Source organism: Pseudomonas izuensis, from assembly GCF_002356535.2.
GTDB classification, from domain to species: domain Bacteria; phylum Pseudomonadota; class Gammaproteobacteria; order Pseudomonadales; family Pseudomonadaceae; genus Aquipseudomonas; species Aquipseudomonas izuensis.
The window spans coordinates 4,150,961-4,171,617 of the sequence record NZ_AP017423.2; the positions used below are offsets into that span (position 1 = coordinate 4,150,961).

General features: G+C 56.9%; 20 protein-coding genes and 1 pseudogene. 8 read left to right on the forward strand and 13 right to left on the reverse strand.

Going from position 1 to position 20,657, the window contains the following annotated elements; translation table 11 throughout:
* Positions 1-98 precede the first annotated feature (98 nt).
* Positions 99-797, reverse strand: a complete 699-nt coding sequence (locus LAB08_RS18130) for a potassium channel family protein (protein ID WP_096510405.1) — start codon at positions 795-797, stop codon at positions 99-101.
* A 300-nt stretch (positions 798-1,097) separates the two neighbouring features.
* Here LAB08_RS18130 and LAB08_RS30405 point away from each other — a divergent pair, with 300 nt between their 5' ends.
* The gene (locus LAB08_RS30405; protein WP_096515327.1) at positions 1,098-1,496 is read left to right on the forward strand and encodes a hypothetical protein; all 399 of its coding nucleotides are present in this window, start codon (positions 1,098-1,100) and stop codon (positions 1,494-1,496) included.
* A 443-nt stretch (positions 1,497-1,939) separates the two neighbouring features.
* On the opposite strand, the pseudogene LAB08_RS30410 reads toward LAB08_RS30405, so the two are convergent.
* Positions 1,940-2,032 (reverse strand): annotated as a pseudogene (locus LAB08_RS30410) (DNA/RNA non-specific endonuclease); the annotation flags it as partial.
* 1,182 nt (positions 2,033-3,214) lie between these two features.
* Positions 3,215-4,087 carry a DNA/RNA non-specific endonuclease gene (locus LAB08_RS18135; protein ID WP_096510403.1) on the reverse strand — a complete coding sequence of 291 codons (873 nt, stop codon included), beginning with the start codon at positions 4,085-4,087 and terminating at the stop codon, positions 3,215-3,217.
* 516 nt (positions 4,088-4,603) lie between these two features.
* Between LAB08_RS18135 and LAB08_RS18140 the strand changes: the two genes are divergently transcribed.
* From LAB08_RS18140 to LAB08_RS18160, 5 genes are all read left to right on the forward strand, one after another.
* Positions 4,604-5,410, forward strand: a complete 807-nt coding sequence (locus LAB08_RS18140) for a lytic transglycosylase domain-containing protein (RefSeq protein WP_096510402.1) — start codon at positions 4,604-4,606, stop codon at positions 5,408-5,410.
* Between the two features lie 255 nt (positions 5,411-5,665).
* Positions 5,666-6,247 carry a hypothetical protein gene (locus tag LAB08_RS18145; protein ID WP_096510401.1) on the forward strand — a complete coding sequence of 194 codons (582 nt, stop codon included), beginning with the start codon at positions 5,666-5,668 and terminating at the stop codon, positions 6,245-6,247.
* A gap of 299 nt (positions 6,248-6,546) precedes the next feature.
* Complete coding sequence (locus tag LAB08_RS18150) at positions 6,547-6,756, forward strand: co-regulatory protein PtrA N-terminal domain-containing protein (protein ID WP_096510400.1); 210 nt, start codon at positions 6,547-6,549, stop codon at positions 6,754-6,756.
* Between the two features lie 71 nt (positions 6,757-6,827).
* Positions 6,828-7,622, forward strand: coding sequence for a glycosyltransferase (locus tag LAB08_RS18155; protein ID WP_096510399.1), 795 nt, complete (start codon positions 6,828-6,830; stop codon positions 7,620-7,622).
* Positions 7,623-7,803: 181 nt separating this feature from the next.
* Complete coding sequence (locus LAB08_RS18160) at positions 7,804-8,736, forward strand: transporter (protein ID WP_096510398.1); 933 nt, start codon at positions 7,804-7,806, stop codon at positions 8,734-8,736.
* Between the two features lie 662 nt (positions 8,737-9,398).
* Here the strand turns inward: LAB08_RS18160 and LAB08_RS18165 are convergent.
* Positions 9,399-10,829: an aldehyde dehydrogenase family protein gene (locus LAB08_RS18165; RefSeq protein ID WP_096510397.1), complete on the reverse strand. Its 1,431-nt coding sequence runs from the start codon at positions 10,827-10,829 to the stop codon at positions 9,399-9,401.
* Between the two features lie 123 nt (positions 10,830-10,952).
* Here LAB08_RS18165 and LAB08_RS18170 point away from each other — a divergent pair, with 123 nt between their 5' ends.
* Complete coding sequence (locus tag LAB08_RS18170) at positions 10,953-11,849, forward strand: LysR family transcriptional regulator (RefSeq protein ID WP_172901590.1); 897 nt, start codon at positions 10,953-10,955, stop codon at positions 11,847-11,849.
* Between the two features lie 52 nt (positions 11,850-11,901).
* Here LAB08_RS18170 and LAB08_RS18175 read toward each other — a convergent pair whose 3' ends face one another.
* The 9 genes from LAB08_RS18175 to LAB08_RS18215 form a co-directional block, all read right to left on the reverse strand.
* A complete protein-coding gene (locus LAB08_RS18175) occupies positions 11,902-12,678 on the reverse strand; it encodes an ABC transporter substrate-binding protein (RefSeq protein WP_096510395.1) in 777 nt (258 codons plus the stop codon).
* Between the two features lie 30 nt (positions 12,679-12,708).
* Complete coding sequence (locus LAB08_RS18180) at positions 12,709-13,884, reverse strand: M20 aminoacylase family protein (protein ID WP_096510394.1); 1,176 nt, start codon at positions 13,882-13,884, stop codon at positions 12,709-12,711.
* Positions 13,885-13,973: 89 nt separating this feature from the next.
* Complete coding sequence (locus LAB08_RS18185) at positions 13,974-14,741, reverse strand: ABC transporter ATP-binding protein (RefSeq protein ID WP_096510393.1); 768 nt, start codon at positions 14,739-14,741, stop codon at positions 13,974-13,976.
* An 11-nt stretch (positions 14,742-14,752) separates the two neighbouring features.
* Complete coding sequence (locus tag LAB08_RS18190) at positions 14,753-15,466, reverse strand: ABC transporter permease (RefSeq protein ID WP_096515325.1); 714 nt, start codon at positions 15,464-15,466, stop codon at positions 14,753-14,755.
* A 2-nt stretch (positions 15,467-15,468) separates the two neighbouring features.
* On the reverse strand, positions 15,469-16,158 hold the full coding sequence (locus LAB08_RS18195) for an ABC transporter permease (protein WP_096510392.1): 690 nt from the start codon (positions 16,156-16,158) through the stop codon (positions 15,469-15,471).
* Positions 16,159-16,248: 90 nt separating this feature from the next.
* Positions 16,249-17,019 (reverse strand): ABC transporter substrate-binding protein, encoded by a 771-nt coding sequence (locus tag LAB08_RS18200; RefSeq protein ID WP_096510391.1) that lies wholly within the window; start codon positions 17,017-17,019, stop codon positions 16,249-16,251.
* Positions 17,020-17,148: 129 nt separating this feature from the next.
* Entirely contained in the window at positions 17,149-17,973 is an 825-nt protein-coding gene (locus tag LAB08_RS18205; protein WP_096510390.1) for a phytanoyl-CoA dioxygenase family protein, read from the reverse strand.
* A 114-nt stretch (positions 17,974-18,087) separates the two neighbouring features.
* Positions 18,088-18,942, reverse strand: a complete 855-nt coding sequence (gene fghA / locus LAB08_RS18210; protein ID WP_096510389.1) for an S-formylglutathione hydrolase — start codon at positions 18,940-18,942, stop codon at positions 18,088-18,090.
* Positions 18,943-19,050: 108 nt separating this feature from the next.
* Positions 19,051-19,434 carry a VOC family protein gene (locus LAB08_RS18215; RefSeq protein WP_096510388.1) on the reverse strand — a complete coding sequence of 128 codons (384 nt, stop codon included), beginning with the start codon at positions 19,432-19,434 and terminating at the stop codon, positions 19,051-19,053.
* Between the two features lie 312 nt (positions 19,435-19,746).
* Between LAB08_RS18215 and LAB08_RS18220 the strand changes: the two genes are divergently transcribed.
* Positions 19,747-20,655 (forward strand): LysR family transcriptional regulator, encoded by a 909-nt coding sequence (locus LAB08_RS18220; protein WP_096510387.1) that lies wholly within the window; start codon positions 19,747-19,749, stop codon positions 20,653-20,655.
* The last annotated feature ends 2 nt before the right edge of the window (positions 20,656-20,657 follow it).

Below are 20,657 nucleotides of genomic sequence, written 5' to 3' on the forward strand. Positions count from 1 at the left end.
ATGCAACTGTCAGTGCTAAACGAATGCAGGCGCGCTTCAACGGAACCCTCGTCCCTGGAACTATCCGGCGCGGGAAGGTAGCCCAGGCAAATCGAGAGTCACTTGATCTGATTCGACGGATAAAGCCCGGCAAGCCGCGCTATCACAACACCCACATAAAAGACGCCTGAAAATTCTTCGACCATCACCAGTGAACGGGCGTGGTTGGTCATTGGGATAACATCACCGTAACCGGTGGTCGTGAGCGTTGTGTGGCTAAAGTAGATCAGTTTGAAGAAAGTCCCGGGCTGTCCGAAGTCGAGGTGGCCAGGGCCGAATGAACCAGCGCTGGATATCTCGACCAGCGCATAGACGAAGGACCAAACGAAGGCCAGCATGATGTACCCCGCAAGCGCGCCATGCAGCTTGTCGGCGGTAATCGGTCCGCGCATCAGAATATAGCGAAGCACGCCGCTAAACGAGACTGCAAGAGACGCTGCATAGGCTATCCCGGCAAGGTCAAGAATCGCGATACTCCCAGCCCACAACGCCGCCCATTGAAGGCCAACCCCAAGCAATGCCAGACCCAGTTTGAAGATGAAGCCCTGCCGGGTCTGCCGGGTGGCGAAAGCGCCCACGAGCAGCACGATTGAAAACAGAATGCCGAGCAACGTGCGAGCAAATATTCCTTCCTCAAGAAAGGGGAACAGGAGGATTAATCCTAGTAAGAGCAGCAATAGATAGGTACAGGGCCCTCGTCCTATTACCATCTGAGCTAAATCCTCGTCGGATTCGGCTTTATCTTGTGGATTTGTCATACCGGTTTCCCTGGCCGAAATAAATAACGCTCAAGACCCGACGCTGCACGGTTGAAATCCGCCCGGGCTTTAGGAGAGTCGGCAGGGAAATTCTAGTCGCGAATGAACATGAAAGGATTCAGCCTGACAGCTATGGGTCATAACCGCCGTTCCCGACTATTTATGCGGCCGCTCCCCAGAACTTTTCTCTATCTATCGGTCTATGTGGATAGGCACATCCGCTCGGTAAACGCGAACTCGCAGACTTCCCGCAGCCGGATGGCCACTCGTCCAATTGTCAATCAGAGGTTGTCTTCGCTCATGAAATTCCATGACCCACGGATGGTGCTCTTCGGCCTGTTCGCGTTCGCGGCGGTGGGCTCGGCATCAGCAACACAGATGAAGACCTCAACCCCTGTTTTCGCAACTGAAGTCGCAGCCGTTCAGGCTCCGGCCCAGGCTGCCGGCAACCCTTGGCCGACCTTGGCCACTATGGCCGACAAACAGCCAGGGCCGTTGCTTGCCCATGACGACCGATACTGGCATGACGGCCGTTGGCACGATCGTAGAGACGATTGGCGCCGAGACGAATGGCGGAGAGAACAGTGGCGCAGAGAGCAAGCCCGCCGGGAAGCTGAGCGCCATCGTTATTGGGAGCACCACGAGGATCGAGCCATGCGGCACCGCTACGAGGACGAGCACCGCTACTATCGTCGCTAGTGCGACCCACGAGAATCCGCCAGCAACGAATCGGACATTTGTTCTGCGCTTGCCGGGCAATTTGGCAAAGGGCGGGCGGCTCGCTCGCCCCTTCTGATGTATGGATGGACAGGAGTGCCCGTCAGGAAGCACTCCTCAGACTATGCAAGTCCGAGGAACGACAGGACAACTGCAATGACCACTACCAATCCAACGATGTAAATGATGCTGTTCAAGGTATTCACCTCTCTAACTGTAGGATCGCGCTGCGATAGCACTTTCTTGCCTCGCTATTTGAATCGACCACAGCCAGGCTCAATAGCTCATTCTTTTATTTTCGGGTGACCGCCTGAACGCTGCTGGCGACCCTGGGCTGGGTAGCGACGGTCTGGCCTGGACCGTCGCAGTGGTGGGTGAAACGTCAGTCTGCCCTGCCATTTCCAGGGAAGCCGTTCATCAAGCCATCAAGAGCGCCCGACGGATCCTGTGACCGGTAGATTCCCCAACAAGTTGAGCCCGGTACTCTTTACGAAGGCCTCGTAGTCCATTGGTTTTCGGTTGTTCGCGTCCTGGCAAATGTGGCGCAACAGCTGGAGAGCAAAGCCGATATGCCCCAGCCCGGGCGCTGTAGCAAAGTACGAGTACCGCGTTCTGAAAAACGTCCAGCAGACGGACGGAGTTCGCCTCAAGACAATCAGAACTATGCTCTATATCCCACTGACGACCATCTGACGTCGTTACCATGTTTTCGTCGTTTCCGGCCTGCCCTGTGCAGGCGTTAGAAATCGTTGTTGGTATTGCTTGGCCGAAAGTGCCGCGTCATTCATTCCGAAGAAGGAGAATGTCATGGATACACGCTCAGCCATATTCAGGATATTTGTCCGATTGCACCCTCGCTTATGGGAGCCTTTGGGCGGTGGCCCCGCAGGTCCAGGCGGTCCAGGTCATCGCTTCACACAACAATTTGGCCCAGGCACCCAACCCTGGAGAGCAGGCCCAACCCCAGAACCATGGAGAGAAGGCCCGTTCCCCGAACCGTGGAGAACCCATCCAGAGGATCATTGGGCCTTTACGGCACAGTTGGCCGCGGTGGATCTGGCTCGCCGTCTCACAGATGCAGCTTCGTTGATCCACGCGCAGGGCGGCGATGCTTCTGGATTCTTGCGTGCGTTGGTCGACGATGATTGGTGTCCATCTGGCCGCCCTATAAAGTTGAATTTGCCAGCTGGGTGGTGGATTTTGGTACCCCCTCCACCACCGCGACCGGATGAGCGGGACCAGTTAGCAGTGGTTGCAGCCGCAGGAGTGTCATTCACTGCGCTTAGCGATGGTATTCGAGACAAAGCATTGAGCCAGGCTGTTCTCGAAACTGGTCTCAAGATTCTGGATATGGTGGGAGAAACGGCTGCAAAGCTGAATCTTGAGGCCGGTGAAGAACTGTAAACCTTAGGGATCAATGTGCTTGCTGGGACGCAGTCCATCCATTCATAAAGGTCACCGGCGGTGACCTTTATGAGACAGCCCTAACTAAATGATGCAGCTACTCGTTTAAGTGCTCCAAAGTGGATGGCGTCATAAAGGACAAGAATTTGCGCTGTTACGGCCAAATATGTATTGGTGAAAGAAAGTGCCGCAATATTAAGCAAGTTTATATAGCCCCAACCGCGCCCTCCTTCAGATGCTCGGCGACTTTTATCTGATTTCTGGGAGTCAAGCGACTCCCAGGTTATACCCACAGATCACGATCGCCCGACGGATCCTGTGACCGGTAGATTCCCCAACAAGTTGAGCCCGGTACTCTTCACGAAGGCCTCGTAGTCCATGGGTTTCTCGATACGGGTTTCAGCGTTGGGCAGTACGTAGGCCCAGGCACGCTTGGACGAGGCGTCGTAAACCAGCTTGAACAGGCGGGTCGGCACCCAGACCTTGTTGGTGCCGATGGTGGTGTGGTCCGGGTCAAAGATCGGGCCGGTAAAGACAAACACATCGCCATCGGCTCGCTTGGCAAACTTCCTGACATCAGACTCGACCTTGCTCCAGATTTTCCGGTTGTTGGTCGGGTCTTGCGGCACCATGTTCGACAGCGCAAAGGATTGGGCCATTGCATTGGGGTTCGGTGCATCGGCTGCCGGGGATTGATGGCCACGGTCCACGGCCGGGTGTTGGCTGCGGTAGTCGCTCAACTCAGCCCGCCCACTCTTGGGGATGCGTGGGTCCGGATAGAACTGGTTGGTGCGCTCCTCCCCTTTTGCATCCTGCAGCTGGGCGGCATTCAGGCGTTCGACCACGACCATCGGCGTCTTGCTGGTTTGCGAGTACAGCACCGCGAAATTGTCGGAACACAGCGCAAGGGGTTTCATGGTGGCGGGCACAGTGGCCGTGTTGATCGGTTTCGCCGCCGGGAACAGCTCTGCGCAGCCGTCAAACGATGCCTGCTTCTGTTTGTTTGAATAGAGGTCCAGGGCCGCGCTCTGGCTGATCGAGCCTGAGTGGGACGCTTGTTCCTGATGCTGGGCGGGTGGCTTGAGGAGATCCAGCAGACTGCGGGCTTGCGCCCCGGTCGAGAGCAAAACAAGGGCCGACAGCCCAACTGCAATTTTGCGTAGGTGCATGCTTTAAATCTTCGAATTGGATTGAGGGATAAACGTACGGCGAGTCCCGATTCACGGGGCCCTTTGCAGGCGGTTGCAGATTAAATGGCGGCGAGCATGCTTTCACTGTCCTTGATCAAAATGCCGATGCGGATCCGGTCGGTTCCGGGCAGCACGAGCGCTGGCGCTCGTGCGGGACTTATTGACCATGACAAGTCACATTAGTGCTGGGCTGCGTTTACATTCTGTTGCCCCATGCACGTCGAAGAAGGGAGTGGCAGAGAACAGTCGTTTGCAGCCTTCGGTGACAGGCAGCACACGGCCCTGGCAAGCCGGGACGACGCGTCGTAAGCGCAATCAGACCTGCGCCTCGCCCGGGGACGCCGACAGCCCGTACGTCAACGCAAGTTCCAAGGCCGGTTACAAGGGGTATAACTATCAGAACAAAAGGCAGGTCATCCAGAATAATTCCACCAAAGGCAACGCCCGGGCCAGGCGCCCCAGACCTGATCGGCGCCTGCGGCGCGGAGCAATGTAATGAGTTCCAGAGCATGGCGATGGGCTCGCAAGAGTCTTCTTGGCTGTATCGAGCTGGCCTTGCTGGTCGCTCCGCTGTGCGCCAGCGCCATGTTCAAGTGCCAAGCCAGGGACGGAGCCATCAGCTACACCAGCCAAACCATCGCCACCGCCCGCTGCACTCGCCTGAATGGCATGGCGGACGCCGGTGTCGGCGCCAAGACCATGGCCCTGCCACGGTTTGTCCGGGAAGACGACACGGACGCGGTGCGGATCCGGGTGTGGACCTTCATCCACAAGGGTGTTCGTCAATATGTGAGCCGGCGCCCCGTCGGGATCTCCGCACGGGTCGATGTCCTTGAGCTCTATTACATCAAGGGCTGCTATCTGTGCATGGCGCCGAAGGATTTCAAGGTCGCCTCACTGCGCCTGGACACCCAGTCCTATCGGCGGGAGATCGAAGCCGCTTCGGATCATTATGGTGTCGACAGGGCGCTGGTCCGCGCAGTGATGCATGCCGAATCGGCGTTTCGCCCCAACGCCATTTCCGAAGCCGGCGCCCAGGGACTGATGCAGTTGATGCCCGCCACCGCCGAGCGCTTCGCCGTGGACGATCCGTTCGACGCACGCCAGAACATTCGTGGCGGCGTGCGCTACCTGGCCTGGCTGCTCAAGCGCTTCAACGGCAACCAGATGCTGGCGTTGGCAGGTTACAACGCCGGCGAAGCGTCCGTGGTCGAGTACAACGGGGTGCCTCCCTACGCCGAGACGCAATCCTACGTCACCCGCGTGCAGTCCTTGACCGAACGCTATCGCAACCATCGCTAGTGCCGCAGGGCCCATGGCCCGGGATAGGTAATACGCCGGACCCTCCACGGCGGATAACGCTGGCGCGCTCGATCAATATGCCAGGCGGGGAACGGCTCAACCGAACGGCCACTTCACCGCCTAGCTATCAACCCATGGCAGCCCTCGGTAAAGGGTGGAAACCGGCCAATAGCTGACCTTGCAGGTCGACTGCCAGGGGGTAGCTTTTCCACTGCTATGCTGATGACATCTGTTTCTATACCAGAGACGAGTAGCATGGCAGCACAAGGCAAGCACTCCCCGTTCATGTTCAAGGCCGTGGCCTACTCGGCTGGAATTTTCCTTGTCGCCGGGCTTGCCATAAGGCTGCTCGACATTTACTTCGACCTGACGTTGTTGGCAGATACCACGAACTGGCTGCTACGTTTTTTGGATTGGCTTTTGCTGGAAACGCCAATGCCGAATTGGTCGCTGCTGATGATTATCGCGATTGTAATCAGCACTCTGTCTGTAGCGATTTTCTACGCCCGCATCACGGATGGAACTTACAGCGAGTTACACGAGATAGAGCGAAAAATTTACAAAAAGAACAACCCTCAGTTTCCACAACTGACAGATAACCAAACGCTACTGATGGAAGCTTTGGCCTATCATGCGAACTTCAGAAAAATTGCAAATTTAAACTCGGTTTGCAAACTTGTCTCACTCAGCACGTTAGAAGTCGAAGAAGGGCTAAAACAACTCCAAGCCAAACGTCTTGTGAAGCAAAAGGTGACAAGGGGTACGTTCGGCGCCACCATTTTTGAACTTACCTTGGCAGGCAAGGATTATGCGTTAGAGCGACTTGAGCTAACGTAGGTGTGCGCTATGACTATGGATGCGAACTCCCTATTCTCCTCACTGGATTTGATGCCCGATTCGTATTGACGACTGGTAATAGTGTCAGGCGCTGGCAGGCATTGTCCGGCCTGGCGTATACCCGCCGTACTTCCTCCCCTCCCCGTTGCACTTGAACCCGCACTGGCAAGCAATCCAGCGTGGTTGCCAACCTGTCAAAAAATTTAAGTTGCGGGGAACAGCGTGAAAGGCCGTGAGCGTCAGGATGAGTCCAAGCCAACAAACAGTGTGTTGGCTCAACTCACTACTGGAGAACACTCATGAACAGCCTGAAAACCCTTTTGATCGTGACCCTGATGACTGCGTCTGTCGCCGCAATGGCAGAAGGCGGTGGCGATACCGTGATGGCCAAAATGGAAGCTGCAAGGGCAACCGCCATGACCACGCCTCAACAGTCCGCAGCTGCCACGGCGACAGCCACCGCCAGCAATCACAACACCGCCTCCAATGACGTCTCGCGCTCAAATTGACGGCGCGCAGGCCCCGTCAATTTTGAGAAGTCTTGCGCGGTATCGGTTAAATCATCGAGGCTCAACAGGTTATGAATCTTCCAACCCCAACGACAGCCAACTACAGCATTGCGTTGGTTAACTACAAAACACTTCATCTGACGAAAACCTGTCTCACGCTGTTACAGGAAGCTTTGCGGGGCACCGGTGTTCCAGTGATTGTGGTGGATAACCACTCGGACGACGCCAGCAGCGAGTACTTGCGCACGCTGGACTGGATTCAACTGATCGAACGCAAGCACACAGGCCCCGAAGCGGGAAACATGGCCCATGGCAGGGCTCTGGATCTCGCGTTGGCACAGGTTGAAACCGACTATCTGTTTCTGTTGCACACCGATACCTTCATTTACGATCCGGCAGTCTTCGCCATGATGATCGACCAATGTACGGGTCAACGCGAAGTGGCCGCCGTCGGATGCCTGGAACAACTGGATCGTGGCGTTGCTCGCTCGGCCTGGCGCCTGGCCTCACGTTTTTGCAAGCACTACGCCCGACGAAGCCTGCAGGCGCTCGGCTTTCAGGCAAGAGCGCCGAAGCCCTATCGAGAAAGGCATCTGAAGAGCTTTTGCACGCTGTGGAATGTGGCACTCATCAAGCAACACGGCTTTCACTTTCAAATGGATGAACGTAATCCGGGTTATGAACTGCAGGATCGAATGACTGCCCTTGGCTACCAGGTGCGTTTTATTTCACCGCGAAAGATGTTCCGTTACCTGGATCACATTCAAAGCGGCACCGTCTCGGCGATGGGCGGTTATGCGCGAAATCACCGAAGGGTCCGTATGTACGAGCAGATTACCCAAGGGCAAACCCTGAGAGCCTGGTGAATGGATAGAACCGCATGTTCGAGGGCGCCGGGAAAGTATGCCTGCTCACTGCTCGACCCGGAGTATCCGATCAAACAGTCAGTGCGGTTACACCATGCGGGTGGCAGCTGTCAGTGCTAAACGAGTGAAGATGCGCTACAACAATACATAGAACCCTGAGGTCCCGGCAGGAAGCGAGCGAATGTGGATGAAACACAAACTCTGTGTTGTCAGGCTGGCCCGGTTCGCATCCGCTTCACTCATCATAGTAGCCCCCAGTGCAGTCGCCGAGGATCTCGAACCCAGGTCCTACGCCAATACGCCGGTTGGTATCAACTTCCTGCTCATGGGCTACAGCGATCTGCGGGGTAGCGTGACCGCCAACCCCTCAGTCCCACTCCAGGATGCCAAGCTCGACATCAAGACTGTCGTGTTTGCCTTTGCCAGGTCGCTGGACGTTTGGGGCCGCTCCGGGAAGTTCGATATTGTCGTGCCTGAAGCCAGATTGACAGGCTCGGCGCTGTTCGCCGGTGAACCGAAGGAACGAAATGTGACTGGCTTGATAGATCCAAGATTCCGGTTCTCGGTCAACTTATATGGCGCCCCGGCGATGTCCCTGGCCGAGTTTCCCGGCTATCAACAGGATGTGATTATCGGCGCCAGCCTCGCAATTACGGCGCCACTTGGCCAATACGACTCCAGCAGGCTGGTCAATCTCGGCAACAACCGCTGGTCATTCAAGCCCGAACTCGGGATTTCCAAGCGCCTGGGGCCCGTGACCCTGGAGTTATCCGGTGCGGGCACCTTTTACACCGACAATGACCAATACCTTGGCGACCACACATTTTCCCAGAACCCGACTTACCAGGTTCAGGTGCATCTTATCTATGCCTTCAGTAACGGTGTCTGGGCCTCGCTGGATGGCACCTACTTCGCTGGCGGGAGCACCTCGGTCGATGGGGTCGGTAATCACGACTTTCAGGAAAATACACGCTATGGGGGCACCCTCTCGCTGCCGTTGAACCGGAATAACTCGCTGAAGCTGTTTGCGAGTGAGGGGGCGCATACTCGTACCGGCAGCGAATACGATGCTATTGGCGTAGCCTGGCAGTATCGCTTCGGGGGAGGGCTTTGAGACTTGATAAAATTAAAGACAGAATTACAACGGCAACTAAGGGTCCGACAGACACTGCACCCGAAGCCAGTCTCCAAGACCTGCCAGTCCTTCATATTGCCAACCCTATTCAGAGGAAATACCCCCAACAGTGGGCTGTATTACCCGCAACCTATATCTGAACCACCCATAAAACTGGTCACCCGGCAGGACTTACAGGCTGCTGGGTATTGGCATAGAGAATGCTGTGTGTTCACTAACACACTCATTGAGAGCAACTGAGCAAGCAGCACTCCCAGGGTACTTCCTATGCATGAAACAGATGCATAAAACGCCTTCTCCGGAGATTGGCTGCTCATTGTGCCATGCCATTCCAGGGAGTCACCGTCATGCGTAATGAGTCGATCGTCCTTACGTTTGTACTGATTCTTTTCATCTTTACTACTGGGACAGCCTGGAGTCTTATCGGCTTGTTCGGCGATTAAAAATAATTGGCAAGTACTGTTGTCTTCGGACTGCCTTGATGCCCTGATCAATAACAGTCCTTCCCTGCCCGCAGTAGAAGGCGGATAGACTTTCTCCCATTTCCCTAACTTCATTTTTTCGTGGGCTCTTGCCATCGGGTATCGCACTGGAACTCGAAAACCTCGGGCCCAGCACTCCCTGACAAGAGCCCGACCCGGTCATTTCAACGGGTCATGCGCAATCAATGTCTTCGGTTCCAGATACGCGCTCATCCCCCACCGGCCCATTTCACGCCCAAGGCCCGAATGCTTGAATCCACCGAAGGGGGCACGCGGTTCGTGGGCCAGCGTGTTAATGAGCACGCGTCCCGAATCGATCTGACGGGCGACGTTCATACAGCGTTCGGGACTCTTTCCCAGCACCAGAGCACTCAGCCCATAGTCCGTATCGTTGGCAATGCTGATCGCATCGGCATCATCCTCGTAGGGGATGATCGTCAGCACGGGGCCGAAGATTTCCTCACGCGCGATGCGCATCCGGTTGTTGGCATCCGTGAAGATCGTGGGCTTGACGAACCATCCGGCGTGCAAACCTTCCGGCCGACCTTCGCCCCCCGCCAGCAAGCTCGCGCCTTCCTCCTGGCCGATACGGATGTAGCGCTGCACCCGCTCCCATTGTTTCTGACTCACCATCGGGCCGATGTCGGTGTCGGCGTTGCGCGGATCACCCGATTGAATCTGTGAGATACCCTCCTTCGCAATCCGCTCGAACTCTGCCAGCCGGCTGCGCGGCACCAGAATGCGAGTGCCCGCGATGCACGCCTGGCCGCTGTTGAGAAATCCGGCTTGCAGCACCAACGGCATGACCGCCTGGAAATCCGCATCGTCAAGCACCACGGAGGGCGACTTGCCGCCCAGCTCGAGCGTCACGCGCTTCATGGTGTCGGCGCCGGTTCTTACCAGATGCTGACCGACAGCGGATGAACCCGTGAACGAGATCTTGGCAACGTCGGGATGACGGGCGATTTCCTCGCCAACCACATCGCCCCGTCCGTTGACGATATTGAATACACCCGGTGGCAGCCCCGCTTCGTGCAACGCCCTGACCACGACCTGAGTCTGCAACGCGCTCATCTCGCTGGGCTTGATGACGGCGGTGCAGCCTGCCGCCAACGCAGTGGCCAGCTTGTTGCAGATGAAGCCCGCATTGCTGTTCCAGGGCGTGATCAGGCCGGTAACACCCACGGGCGTCAGAATGACCCTGGCCGTGCCGACCTGTTCCTCGAAATCGAACGCCTCCAGTGCATCGATCGCTTGCGCAATCACGTCAGCCGGATAAGTCGCCATCCAGCGCCCGCGGACCGCCGGTGCGCCGTATTCCACGAGGACGGCTTCCAGCAGCTCTTCCTCCCTGGCCGCCACAGCCCGGTGCATGCGTTGCAGTGCCGCCATACGCTCCTCCCGAGTGGTACGAGACCAGGCCGGGAACGCAGCCTTGGCGGCTGCGATGGCACGCTGTGCGTCCAGTGCATCGCCCAGCCGAACCTGACCGATGACTGCCTCGGTGCTCGGGTTATGGAGGTCGAACCATTCCTGACCGTGTGGAATGACGAACTCGCCGTTGATGTAGATGTGTTCAATGCGTTGCATGGCAACTCCTCGCTCAAAATGACTCGCCTGAATCGAGCCCTGTGATGCGAAGTCTAAGAAGGGTTCATTGTTCCGATAAGCTATCCTTTGACTCATGAAGCATCCGCATTTTCAGGACAATCCATGCACAGAACAGGAATGACCGAGCTGGAAGTGGTGCTGGCCGTTGCGCGCCGCAGCAGTTTTCGTGGCGCGGCACAGGAGTTGGGCATGTCCACCACTGCCGTGAGCAGCGCGGTGGCCGGTCTGGAAGCGCGCCTGAAGGTGCGCCTGTTCAATCGTTCCACGCGCAGCGTTGCCCTCACCGACATCGGGCAACGCTATGTGGAGCGCATCGCGCCTGCACTGGCGCAGATCAAAAGTGCCGGCGAAGAGGCCAGCGTCGGCCCCGACGAACCCAGCGGCACACTGCGCATCAATGCACCCCATGGCGCGGCCTACCTGCTGCTGGAGCCGCTGTTCAAGCAGTACGCGCAGCGCTATCCCGAGGTGCGCATCGACGTCGTCAGCGAATCCAGCATGATCGACATCGTCGCCGGAGGCTTCGACGCCGGGATTCGCCTGGCAGAGTCCGTGCCGCAAGACATGATTGCCGTGGCGCTGTCAGGTGACATCCAGATGCTCGTGGTGGCAACGCCCGAGTACCTCGAGCGCCACGGCGTGCCCGAGCACCCGCGAGACCTGCTCACCCACCAGAGCATCGGCATGCGCATGGCCCACGGAGGCCTCTACCATTGGGAATTGGAGCGCGACGGCCAGAAGCTGCAGATGGATCTGCCGGTGCGCTTCGTCTCCAACGAGTTGCTGGCCATCAAACAGGCTGTGATGTTGGGCCTTGGCATCGGTTTCATTTCCGAGTGGTTCATCCAGGAAGAACTGGCCAGCGGCGCCCTGGTGCCGGTGCTGAGGCCGTGGTGCCCGTCGTTTGGCGGATTGAGGCTTTATTACTCGGGTCATCGTTTGGTGCCGGCTCGATTGCGTGCACTGATTGATCTGGTGCAGGAGTTGCGACCCGAGTGAGGAACTGGAACAGGCGAACATCCGGATATCCGCCTGCTCTTGCGCGACAGGATCAGTCGCCGTAGACATTGAAGCTGAAGTATCTGCTGGCGATTTTGTCGTATTCACCTGACTGCCGGATCGCGACGATCGACGCGTTGATTTTCTGCACCAGGTCGTCCTGCCCTTTTCGCACGCCGATCGCGACACCGTCTCCGATAATGCTCTTGTCCGTTATCGGTGGCCCGGCAAACGCGTAACCAGTGCCTCGAGGCGTTTGCAGTAAACCGATATCGCCTTGAACCGCCGCCTGGAAAGATGCTTGCAGGCGACCTGTGATCAGGTCCTGAAAGATCTGATCCTGAGTCTGGTAAGACTGGATACGAGCGCCTTTCGGGGCCCACACGCTTTTTGCGTACGCTTCCTGCAATGAACCCTGGATGACCCCGACCGACTTGCCTTTCAACGAGTCGTCGTCCGGCAGAATCCCGGAATCTGTTTTTGCAATCAATGCAGACGGGGCCACGTAAATCTTGTTGGTGAAGTCCACCTGCTGACGGCGCACGGGCGTGGCGCTGAATGCCGAGAGAATGGCGTCGAACTTCCTGGCCTTCAACGCAGGGATCATGGAGTCAAAGTTCTGCTCGACCCATACGCACTTGACTTGCAGGTTCGCGCAGATGGCCTCCCCGAGGTCAATGTCGAATCCACTCAGGGACCCATCAGGCATCTTCTTCTCGAAAGGCGGATAGCTTGGGTCTACACCGAACCTCAGCGTGGGCTCGGCTTCGGCGCCGAGTGCAACGAAGAGGGATGCCAGGGTGAGTGCTGATGCAACTTTCTTGTACATGTCAAAGCCTCGCTCTACGGGGTTGATGTTTCATGCATCTTTCTTGAGAAAGCACTCGGCCAGACGGACCCAATATTCCGCGCCGCGCATGAGTATTTCGTCGTTAAAGTCGTATCGGGGATCATGGATCATGCAGCCCCCCTCCCCATCTCCATTGCCCAGAATCAGGTAACAGCCCGGCCGCTCCTGCAAGAAATAAGCGAAGTCTTCACTGCCGTTGAAGGGGGTAATGTTTTCCAGGACCTCGGCATCGCCCAGCCAGTCCCGCGCCACGCTTGCGGCAAATGCCGTCGCGGCGGGATCGTTCACCAGCAAGGGATAATCCGCGCTGTATTTGATCTCTGCCGTGGCGCCGTAACTGGTCGCTTGCGACTCGATCACGCGAGTGATATCGATCTCGAGCTGATCGCGAACTTGCTGATTCAGCGCGCGCACCGAGATGAGCATGTGTGCGCTGTCGGGGATCACATTGGACGCCCGACCGGCGTGGATCGCACCCACGGTGATGACACTCATCTCCTGGGGAGAGACGGTTCTGGACACCAGCGTCTGCAAGGCCATGATGATGCTCGCGCACACCACGATCGGGTCGGCGGCCAGATGGGGCATCGCACCATGCCCGCCCTTCCCCCGAATGGTCACATCGACCTGATCGGCCGATGCCATGAAAGCGCCCGGACGGAAGCCGAAGGTTCCGGTCTTGTAGCCCGGCATGTTGTGCAGGGCGAACAGCGCGTCACAGGGAAACTGCTCGAGTATGCCTTCCCTGATCATCTGGCGCGCCCCGGCCAGGCCTTCTTCCGCGGGTTGAAAAATCAAGGTGAGCGTGCCATCGAAGAGACTTCGCTTGGCCAGGGCATAGGCCGCACCCAGCAGCATCGCCGTATGGCCATCATGGCCACAGGCATGCATTTTTCCGTCGACCTGGCTGCGATAGGGAAGGTGCGTGTCTTCATGGATCGGTAAGGCATCCATGTCGGCACGCAGCCCGATCTTGCGTGTTCCGCTTCCTCGGGTCAGCACCGCGACGACGCCGGTCTTGGCGATCCCTCGGGTCACTTCGTAACCCCATGAGGTCAGCCGTTCCGCCACCAGATCGCTGGTCAGGTACTCCTCGTAGCCCAACTCTGGACGGGAGTGAATCAGATGGCGTATCTGCTGGATTTCATCTTGCACTTCAAGCAGTTCAGGTATGGGTGAGGACATTGGCGTGCTCCTACTGGGCAGACGCTGGGAAAATAAAGGACTGGAAAGGTTGCGGGGCGCCAGGTTCAGCGCACTCGCATACGCCACGACTACTTCAACCGCCCTGACAGGAACTGGCCCAGACGCTCACTCCGGGGATGGGTCAATACCTCAGCAGGGTTGCCCTCTTCTTCTACCAGGCCCTGGTGCAAAAACATGACGTGATTGGAGACATGTCGAGCGAACCCCATTTCGTGGGTGACCACGACCATGGTTCGCCCTTCTTCGGCCAGCGCTTGCATGACCTTGAGGACTTCGCCGACCAGTTCGGGATCAAGCGCGGACGTGGGCTCGTCGAAGAGCATCACCTCAGGTTCCATGGCGAGGGCTCGAGCAATCGCGACCCGTTGCTGTTGCCCACCGGACATGTGGGACGGGTATTTCTTTTCAACGCTCGCGGCCAGGCCCACTTTTTCCAGGTACTTGCGAGCCCGTTCCTCTGCGTCTTTTCGGCTCAGCCCCAGCGCCTGGATGGGCGCCTCGATGACGTTTTCCAGCACCGTCATGTGCTGCCAGAGATTGAAGTGTTGAAACACCATCGCCAGTTTGGTTCTCACCTTCTGAAGCTGCCGGGGGTCAGCCACGATCATCGAACCTGACATGTCCAGCCGGGTCCTGATTTCCTCGCCGCCCACGGTGATTTTCCCGGCGCAGGGCTGCTCAAGAAAATTGATGCACCGCAGGAAGGTGCTTTTACCTGAACCGCTGGAACCGATGATGCTGATTACATCGCCGGCTTTCGCATTTAGCGAGACGCCTTTCAACACCTCGTGAGGGCCGTATTTTTTGTGGAGGTTTTCTACGTTCAGCTTGTACATCGTGCTCTCCATCAATGTGTTTGAGGCTTCAAAAACGCGAGCCAACGGGACTCACCCTTGCGGAACAACCAGACCAGCCCGAACACCATCACGGCATAGAGCACGGCAGCGACGCCAAATGCTTCGAAGGTTGCATAGGTTTCAGCGTTGACGTCTCGAGCCACTTTCAAGAGGTCGGGCACGGTGGCGGTGAACGCCAGGGTCGTGGAGTGCAGCATGAGGATGACTTCATTACTGTAGGCCGGCAGCGCGCGCCTCAACGCCGAGGGCAAAATCACCCGTTTGTAGACCTTGAACGGCGACAGGCCATAAGCCCGGGCGGCTTCGATTTCCCCATAGGGCGTGGCCCGGATGGCCCCGGCGAAGATCTCAGTCGTGTAGGCACAAGTGTTCAGCGCAAACGCCAGTAACGTGCAGTTGAAGCCCTCTCGGAAGAAAGCATCCAGCAAGGGCTGATCACGCACATAGCTCAGACTGTAGACGCCCGTGTAGAGAACGAGCATCTGGATATACAGCGGCGTGCCTCTGAAGACATAGGTGTAGAACCACACCGGCCCGCGAATGAACGGGTTCTTCGCCACCCGCGCTACCGACATGGGAATCGAGAGCAGAAAACCGATGGCGATCGAAGCGACCAACAGCCACAACGTCATGGCGACGCCGGATAGCTGGTAGCCGTCCGTCCACAGGTACGCTTTCCAGTATTGGGCAATGAACTCATGCATGTTCATAGGTCCGCCTTCCTCACGCCCGCCGAATAATGAATCTGCAGCCAGACGAGAACACCATTGGAGACGGTGGTGATCGCCAGGTAAATAAGCCCTCCTACCAGACTGAAGTAAAAGAGCTGCATCGTGCTTTTACCGGCGTCCTGGGTCACTTTGACGATGTCCGTCAGACCAATGATGGAGACCAATGCGGTCGCCTTGACGACCACCTGCCAGTTGTTGCCAATGCCCGGCAGTGCGTAACGCATCATTTGCGGGAACATGATTCTGCGGAACGCCTTCGCCGGCGTCAGGCCGTAAGCGATTGCGGCTTCGTGTTGACCTGCGTGAACGGACTGATACGCCCCACGAAACGTCTCGGTGAAGTAAGCGCCGTAAATGAAACCGAGCGTGATGACCCCGGCAAGAAACGGGTTGATGTCGATCTGATTAAAACCGAGTGCCTCGGTGATGTTGTTCAGCCCCATTTGCAGGCTGTAAAACAACAGCAGCATGATCACCAGATCAGGCACGCTGCGAATCAGCGTGGTATACGCCGTCGCCAGATTTCGTAGCGTTCGATTCTTTGAAAGTTTGGCAGATGCGCCTATCAAACCCAGCACGACCGAGAACAGCATGGACAGTAATGCCAGTTTGATCGTGGATATTGTCCCGTCGAGGATGATCGACCCGAACCCTTCTAGAAACATGGCTCTCGTTCCTATATGAAATGATCGTGCGCGATGGGCGCCCAGGAAAAATCTGGGGCCCACCGTTGAATTCAGAAAAAAACCGTGAACTCAGTTGTAGATGTCGAACGAGAAATATTTATCGGCCAGCTGTTTGTACGTGCCGTTTTCATGCAACGCCTTGAGTGCCCCGTTGACCGCAGTCTCAAGCTCGTCGTCGCCCTTGCGCAGCCCGATCGCAATGCCTTCACCCAGGATCTTTTCGTCTTTCACCTCTGTCTTGGAGAAGGTGTAGCCCGCGCCTTTGGGCGTCTGGATAAACCCGATATCCGCCACGGGTGCGTCCGTCAGCGTGGCATCCAGGCGACCAGACATCAGGTCTTGATACACCAGGTCCTGCGTCTGATAGGACTTGATGACGACACCACCCGGGGCCCAGGCCGATTTCATGTAGGCCTCCTGCGTGGTGCCTTGCGTCACCCCCACGTGCTTGCCCTTCAGCGACTCGACCGTCGCATCGAGGTCGCTGCCCTTTTTGACGATGAGCTTGGTTGGGGAGTTATAAAGGCGATCGGAAAAATCGATCTGCGCTTTACGTTTTTCGTTGATCGACAGCGCGGACATAATCCCGTCGAACTTCTTCGCACGCAGCGCCGGAATGATGCTGTCGAACGACGTTTCGACCCACACGCATTTGGCCTTGAGCTGGGCGCAGATCGCGTTGCCAAGATCAATATCAAAACCAACGAGGCTGCCATCTGGCGCCTTGGACTCGAAAGGCGCGAAGGTCGGGTCCACACCGAACTTTATTTCCGTCATATCCCTGGCCATGACACCGGACGAAACGACAGCCAATACCGTAGCTAACACAATCTTTTTCATATTTTTATCCTGCATAGCTAATCAATGGTTTTACATGGGATTTACGTTTTTCGATCACACACAGACGGTGTCTGCCATTCGCCTCCTCATCCGCCAAATAGCCGGCCATCCTCACACTCGCGCCTCGGATCAGGGCTTGGACCAGAGCAACGGGAAGCGCGCGTGTTCCATCCTGGCCCCGGCCGCGAGTTCAGCTTCGAGCCCCGGGAAGTCGGGGGAGGTTTTCCACTGCCGTGGCGCATGGGTAATGTCATCACCGAGGAAACGCACCGAGAACGCGCGCCGCCGTCTGTTGCCCCCCACCCCACCAGAAGCATGCAATGTGAGCATGTGGAAAAACACGACGTCGCCCGGGTTGAGCTCCCAACCCAGAATGTTCCATACACTGCGATCCGCTTCGATGTCAGGCAGGTCGCTCAAGGTGCCCTCGGGAAACCATTGGGCCTGGCTGTCCATGAAGCTACGGGGCATCAGCCAGGGCCCCAGATGCGATCCGGCGACAAACTCCAGCGTCGACTCGCGGGCGACCGGGTCAATCGGCATCCACATGCTGCAGTTCTGACGGCCATCGACGTTGTAGTACGGCTGGTCCTGATGCCAAGGGGTGCGTTGACGCGTGTTCGCTTCCTTGACCAGCAAGTGGTCGTGATAAAGCCTGGCGGAGTCACTTCCCATCAGTTGCGCGGCAACATGACCGACCCGGCTTTCGAAGATGAAGGTCTTGTAGGCATCGATGTCTTCCCAATTGCAGAAGTCTTCGAAGAACCAGCCGGGATCGTCCGGGCGGCTGGCGACCTTGGCGCGAGGGCTTGGATGTCTGAGATTTTGCTCGATTCCTGATTCCAGCAACGCCACCTCTTCTGCAGAGAACAGTTGGCGAACGCATACTGCGCCATCACGTTGAAACGCCTCCTCCGTTCCGGCGGGAAGTTTAAATGCTGAGACTTTTTCCATCTGGCACCTCTTAGCAAATACGTTACTTATTAAATGAAAGTTCAATATTCATTCGCCGCCACGCCACCGCCCAACGCGCACTGTCGACAGGCCGTTGAAACAAACCTCACCTACTTATAGTGTTGAACTCACGAGTTTCTTGTAGTGATAACGAAGATGGTCTTCTATAAAAGAAGCAATGAAGTAATGACTATGGTCATAACCCTGACGCACCCTGATCTCGAGTTCGCAACGACTGTTGCTTATCGCCCCCAGTAACGTACAGGGTTTAAGTTCTTCATCGAGGTATTCGTCGGCGCCGCCAAATTCAACGAGGATCGATAAATTCGACTGGCAACTCGCTAATAACTCAGAAGCGTCCCAAGACAGCCAGGATTGTCGATCGGCACCCAGGTAGCCCGAAAAGGCCTGGATCCCCCAGGGAGTCCTGGCGGGATTACAGATCGGTTCAAACGCCGATATCGAGAGATACTTCTGCGGGTTTCTCAATGCACAGACCAATGCTCCGTGACCGCCCATTGAGTGACCGGAAATGCCACACCGACCCGACGTCGGGAAATGGCGGTCGATCAGCCCGGGAAGCTCATTCACAACGTAGTCGTACATGTTGTAATGATCTGACCAGGGTTTTTCGGTTGCGTTGACGTAGAAACCGGCGCTTTGCCCCCACGCCCACTCCTCGGGAGCCGAGTCAGGAACTTCGCTGCCGCGAGGGCTGGTATCAGGGGCGACAATGATCAGGCCCAAGTCCGCTGCGACACGAAGCGCACCCGCTTTTTGAACGAAGGTATCTTCATTGCCCGTCAGCCCTGCCAGCCAATACAGGACAGGGAGCCGAACACCAACGTCAGCCTGCGCAGGGAGAAATACGGAAAAGGTCATCTCGCACGCCACAACGCTAGACGCATGCCTGTACTTGTTTAAATGGCCACCAAAGGTTTTGTTGCTGGAAATAAGTTCCATAGTCATCTCTCGCGCTTGTGACAGCGCGACCGTCGACAGAACTCAGTTACCTGCCGACATCGCACTCATGCAGGCCGAGCGAACGGTCACTCGACCCTACTGCACTTTGAGGGCTCAGACGGGCCTGAAGCAGTAAGCGGCCAGCTTGTTGCCGTCCAGATCACGAGCGTAAGCGGCGTAGGCATGTGGCGCCCAACCGCGAGGACCTGGCGCGCCTTCACAGACACCGCCAGCGGCCAGGGCGGCCTTGTGGAATGCATCGATCGAAGCGCGATTCGGAGCTTCGAAACTCACGGTCACACCGTTCCCTACACTGGCAGGCGCACCATTGGCAGGTTTGAGGACGAAAAAGGAAGGTGCAGCTTCACCCCAGATCGAACCGTTATCATCAAGGTCGGCAATGCGCTTGAGATTCAACTTGCTCAAGACTTCATCATAGAAGTCACGGGCTTTATTCAAATCATTAGTGCCGACACTAACGTGGGTAAAAATGGCCATGTCTACCTCTCTTGTAATTATTATTTTCATTGTCGGTCAATCTAATGAGCGCTCTGTCTCGAACGCATCATCAGTGCCTTCGCCGTCAGCGCATCCATGCCCGTTGTAAAAACATCACAAAGTTCAACTAAGTACCGTGCTGCAAACTTGTGGTTGATTCGATAAATCGGCTCAACTTCAAATTCGCCTCCGTTTTGCAAGCAGTCCTGAATCCTTCCGATCGATAACCGCCCTGCTGTAACGTGATCGCAGTATTGCTTTTCGCCTTCAATAGGAAAAGAATATATATCCTATTCTGGAGTATAAAAAAAATTGATAGGCTTCTCGTTCAGACAACTCGAGTACTTCGTGGCAGTGGCCGAGCATGGGAGCATCAGTGCGGCCGCCAGGGCGCGGCATGTCTCGCAGCCATCCGTTTCCATCGCCATCTCGCAACTGGAGGGTGCCGTGAATGACCGATTGTTCCGGCGCCAGGTCAGTCGAGGACTCGAATTGACGCCCGCTGGCACGCGCTTGCTCAGTCAGGCGAGAGACATCCTGAGCATGGCCGCGAAAATGAGCGTTCAAGCTGATTCCCAGCCTCAAGTGCTGCGCGGAAACCTGTCGCTGATCTGCTTTCAGGATTTGGGGCCGTACTATGCCCCGCGTCTGCTGTCAGGGTTCAGAAAGGCGCATCCTGAAATTGAGGTCACGCTGTTCGAAACGGATCTGGCGGGCGTTCACAGGAGCATCACCGCAGGTAAGGCGGAGCTGGCACTCACATACGACCTGGGGCTGGACCCTCTCCTTCCCCGGCAAGTGCTGGCGGAACTGACACCCTATGCGTTGTTATCGAAGGATCATCGATTGGCCACGCACGATGCCGTTTCGCTCCATGAGCTTGCCCAGGAGTGCCTGATTCTTGAGGACATCGCCCAGACTCGCGAGTATTTCCTGTCGCTGTTCTGGGCCCATGACCTTCGGCCGCGCACCCAGCAGTACACCCAGACCTTCGAAATGCAGCGAGGTCTGGTGGCTCACGGGTACGGCGTGGCGCTGTCTTGCACCCGGCCTGTCGGCGATCATTGTTATGACGGCACGCCCCTGACATGCCTCCCCGTCATCGAAGACGTATCACCTCAGCGAGTGGTTCTGGCCCAATCCCGGGTGATGCATCCATCACCGGTCGCAGAAGCCTTCGTCAACTGGGTCGCCAATGACTGGCAAGCACGACACGACTAAAG

Excerpts from the sequence above, each read along its gene's own strand:
- LAB08_RS18165 (WP_096510397.1), bottom strand. The coding sequence starts at position 10,829 with ATGCAACGCATTGAACACATCTACATCAACGGCGAGTTCGTCATTCCA.
- LAB08_RS18130 (WP_096510405.1), bottom strand. The coding sequence starts at position 797 with ATGACAAATCCACAAGATAAAGCCGAATCCGACGAGGATTTAGCTCAG.
- LAB08_RS18200 (WP_096510391.1), bottom strand. The coding sequence starts at position 17,019 with ATGAAAAAGATTGTGTTAGCTACGGTATTGGCTGTCGTTTCGTCCGGT.
- LAB08_RS18190 (WP_096515325.1), bottom strand. The coding sequence starts at position 15,466 with ATGCATGAGTTCATTGCCCAATACTGGAAAGCGTACCTGTGGACGGAC.
- fghA (WP_096510389.1), bottom strand. The coding sequence starts at position 18,942 with ATGACTATGGAACTTATTTCCAGCAACAAAACCTTTGGTGGCCATTTA.
- LAB08_RS18135 (WP_096510403.1), bottom strand. The coding sequence starts at position 4,087 with ATGCACCTACGCAAAATTGCAGTTGGGCTGTCGGCCCTTGTTTTGCTC.
- LAB08_RS18150 (WP_096510400.1), top strand. The coding sequence starts at position 6,547 with ATGAACAGCCTGAAAACCCTTTTGATCGTGACCCTGATGACTGCGTCT.
- LAB08_RS18215 (WP_096510388.1), bottom strand. The coding sequence starts at position 19,434 with ATGGCCATTTTTACCCACGTTAGTGTCGGCACTAATGATTTGAATAAA.
- LAB08_RS18205 (WP_096510390.1), bottom strand. The coding sequence starts at position 17,973 with ATGGAAAAAGTCTCAGCATTTAAACTTCCCGCCGGAACGGAGGAGGCG.
- LAB08_RS18155 (WP_096510399.1), top strand. The coding sequence starts at position 6,828 with ATGAATCTTCCAACCCCAACGACAGCCAACTACAGCATTGCGTTGGTT.
- LAB08_RS18160 (WP_096510398.1), top strand. The coding sequence starts at position 7,804 with ATGTGGATGAAACACAAACTCTGTGTTGTCAGGCTGGCCCGGTTCGCA.
- LAB08_RS30405 (WP_096515327.1), top strand. The coding sequence starts at position 1,098 with ATGAAATTCCATGACCCACGGATGGTGCTCTTCGGCCTGTTCGCGTTC.
- LAB08_RS18180 (WP_096510394.1), bottom strand. The coding sequence starts at position 13,884 with ATGTCCTCACCCATACCTGAACTGCTTGAAGTGCAAGATGAAATCCAG.
- LAB08_RS18175 (WP_096510395.1), bottom strand. The coding sequence starts at position 12,678 with ATGTACAAGAAAGTTGCATCAGCACTCACCCTGGCATCCCTCTTCGTT.
- LAB08_RS18140 (WP_096510402.1), top strand. The coding sequence starts at position 4,604 with ATGAGTTCCAGAGCATGGCGATGGGCTCGCAAGAGTCTTCTTGGCTGT.
- LAB08_RS18195 (WP_096510392.1), bottom strand. The coding sequence starts at position 16,158 with ATGTTTCTAGAAGGGTTCGGGTCGATCATCCTCGACGGGACAATATCC.
- LAB08_RS18170 (WP_172901590.1), top strand. The coding sequence starts at position 10,953 with ATGCACAGAACAGGAATGACCGAGCTGGAAGTGGTGCTGGCCGTTGCG.
- LAB08_RS18185 (WP_096510393.1), bottom strand. The coding sequence starts at position 14,741 with ATGTACAAGCTGAACGTAGAAAACCTCCACAAAAAATACGGCCCTCAC.
- LAB08_RS18145 (WP_096510401.1), top strand. The coding sequence starts at position 5,666 with ATGGCAGCACAAGGCAAGCACTCCCCGTTCATGTTCAAGGCCGTGGCC.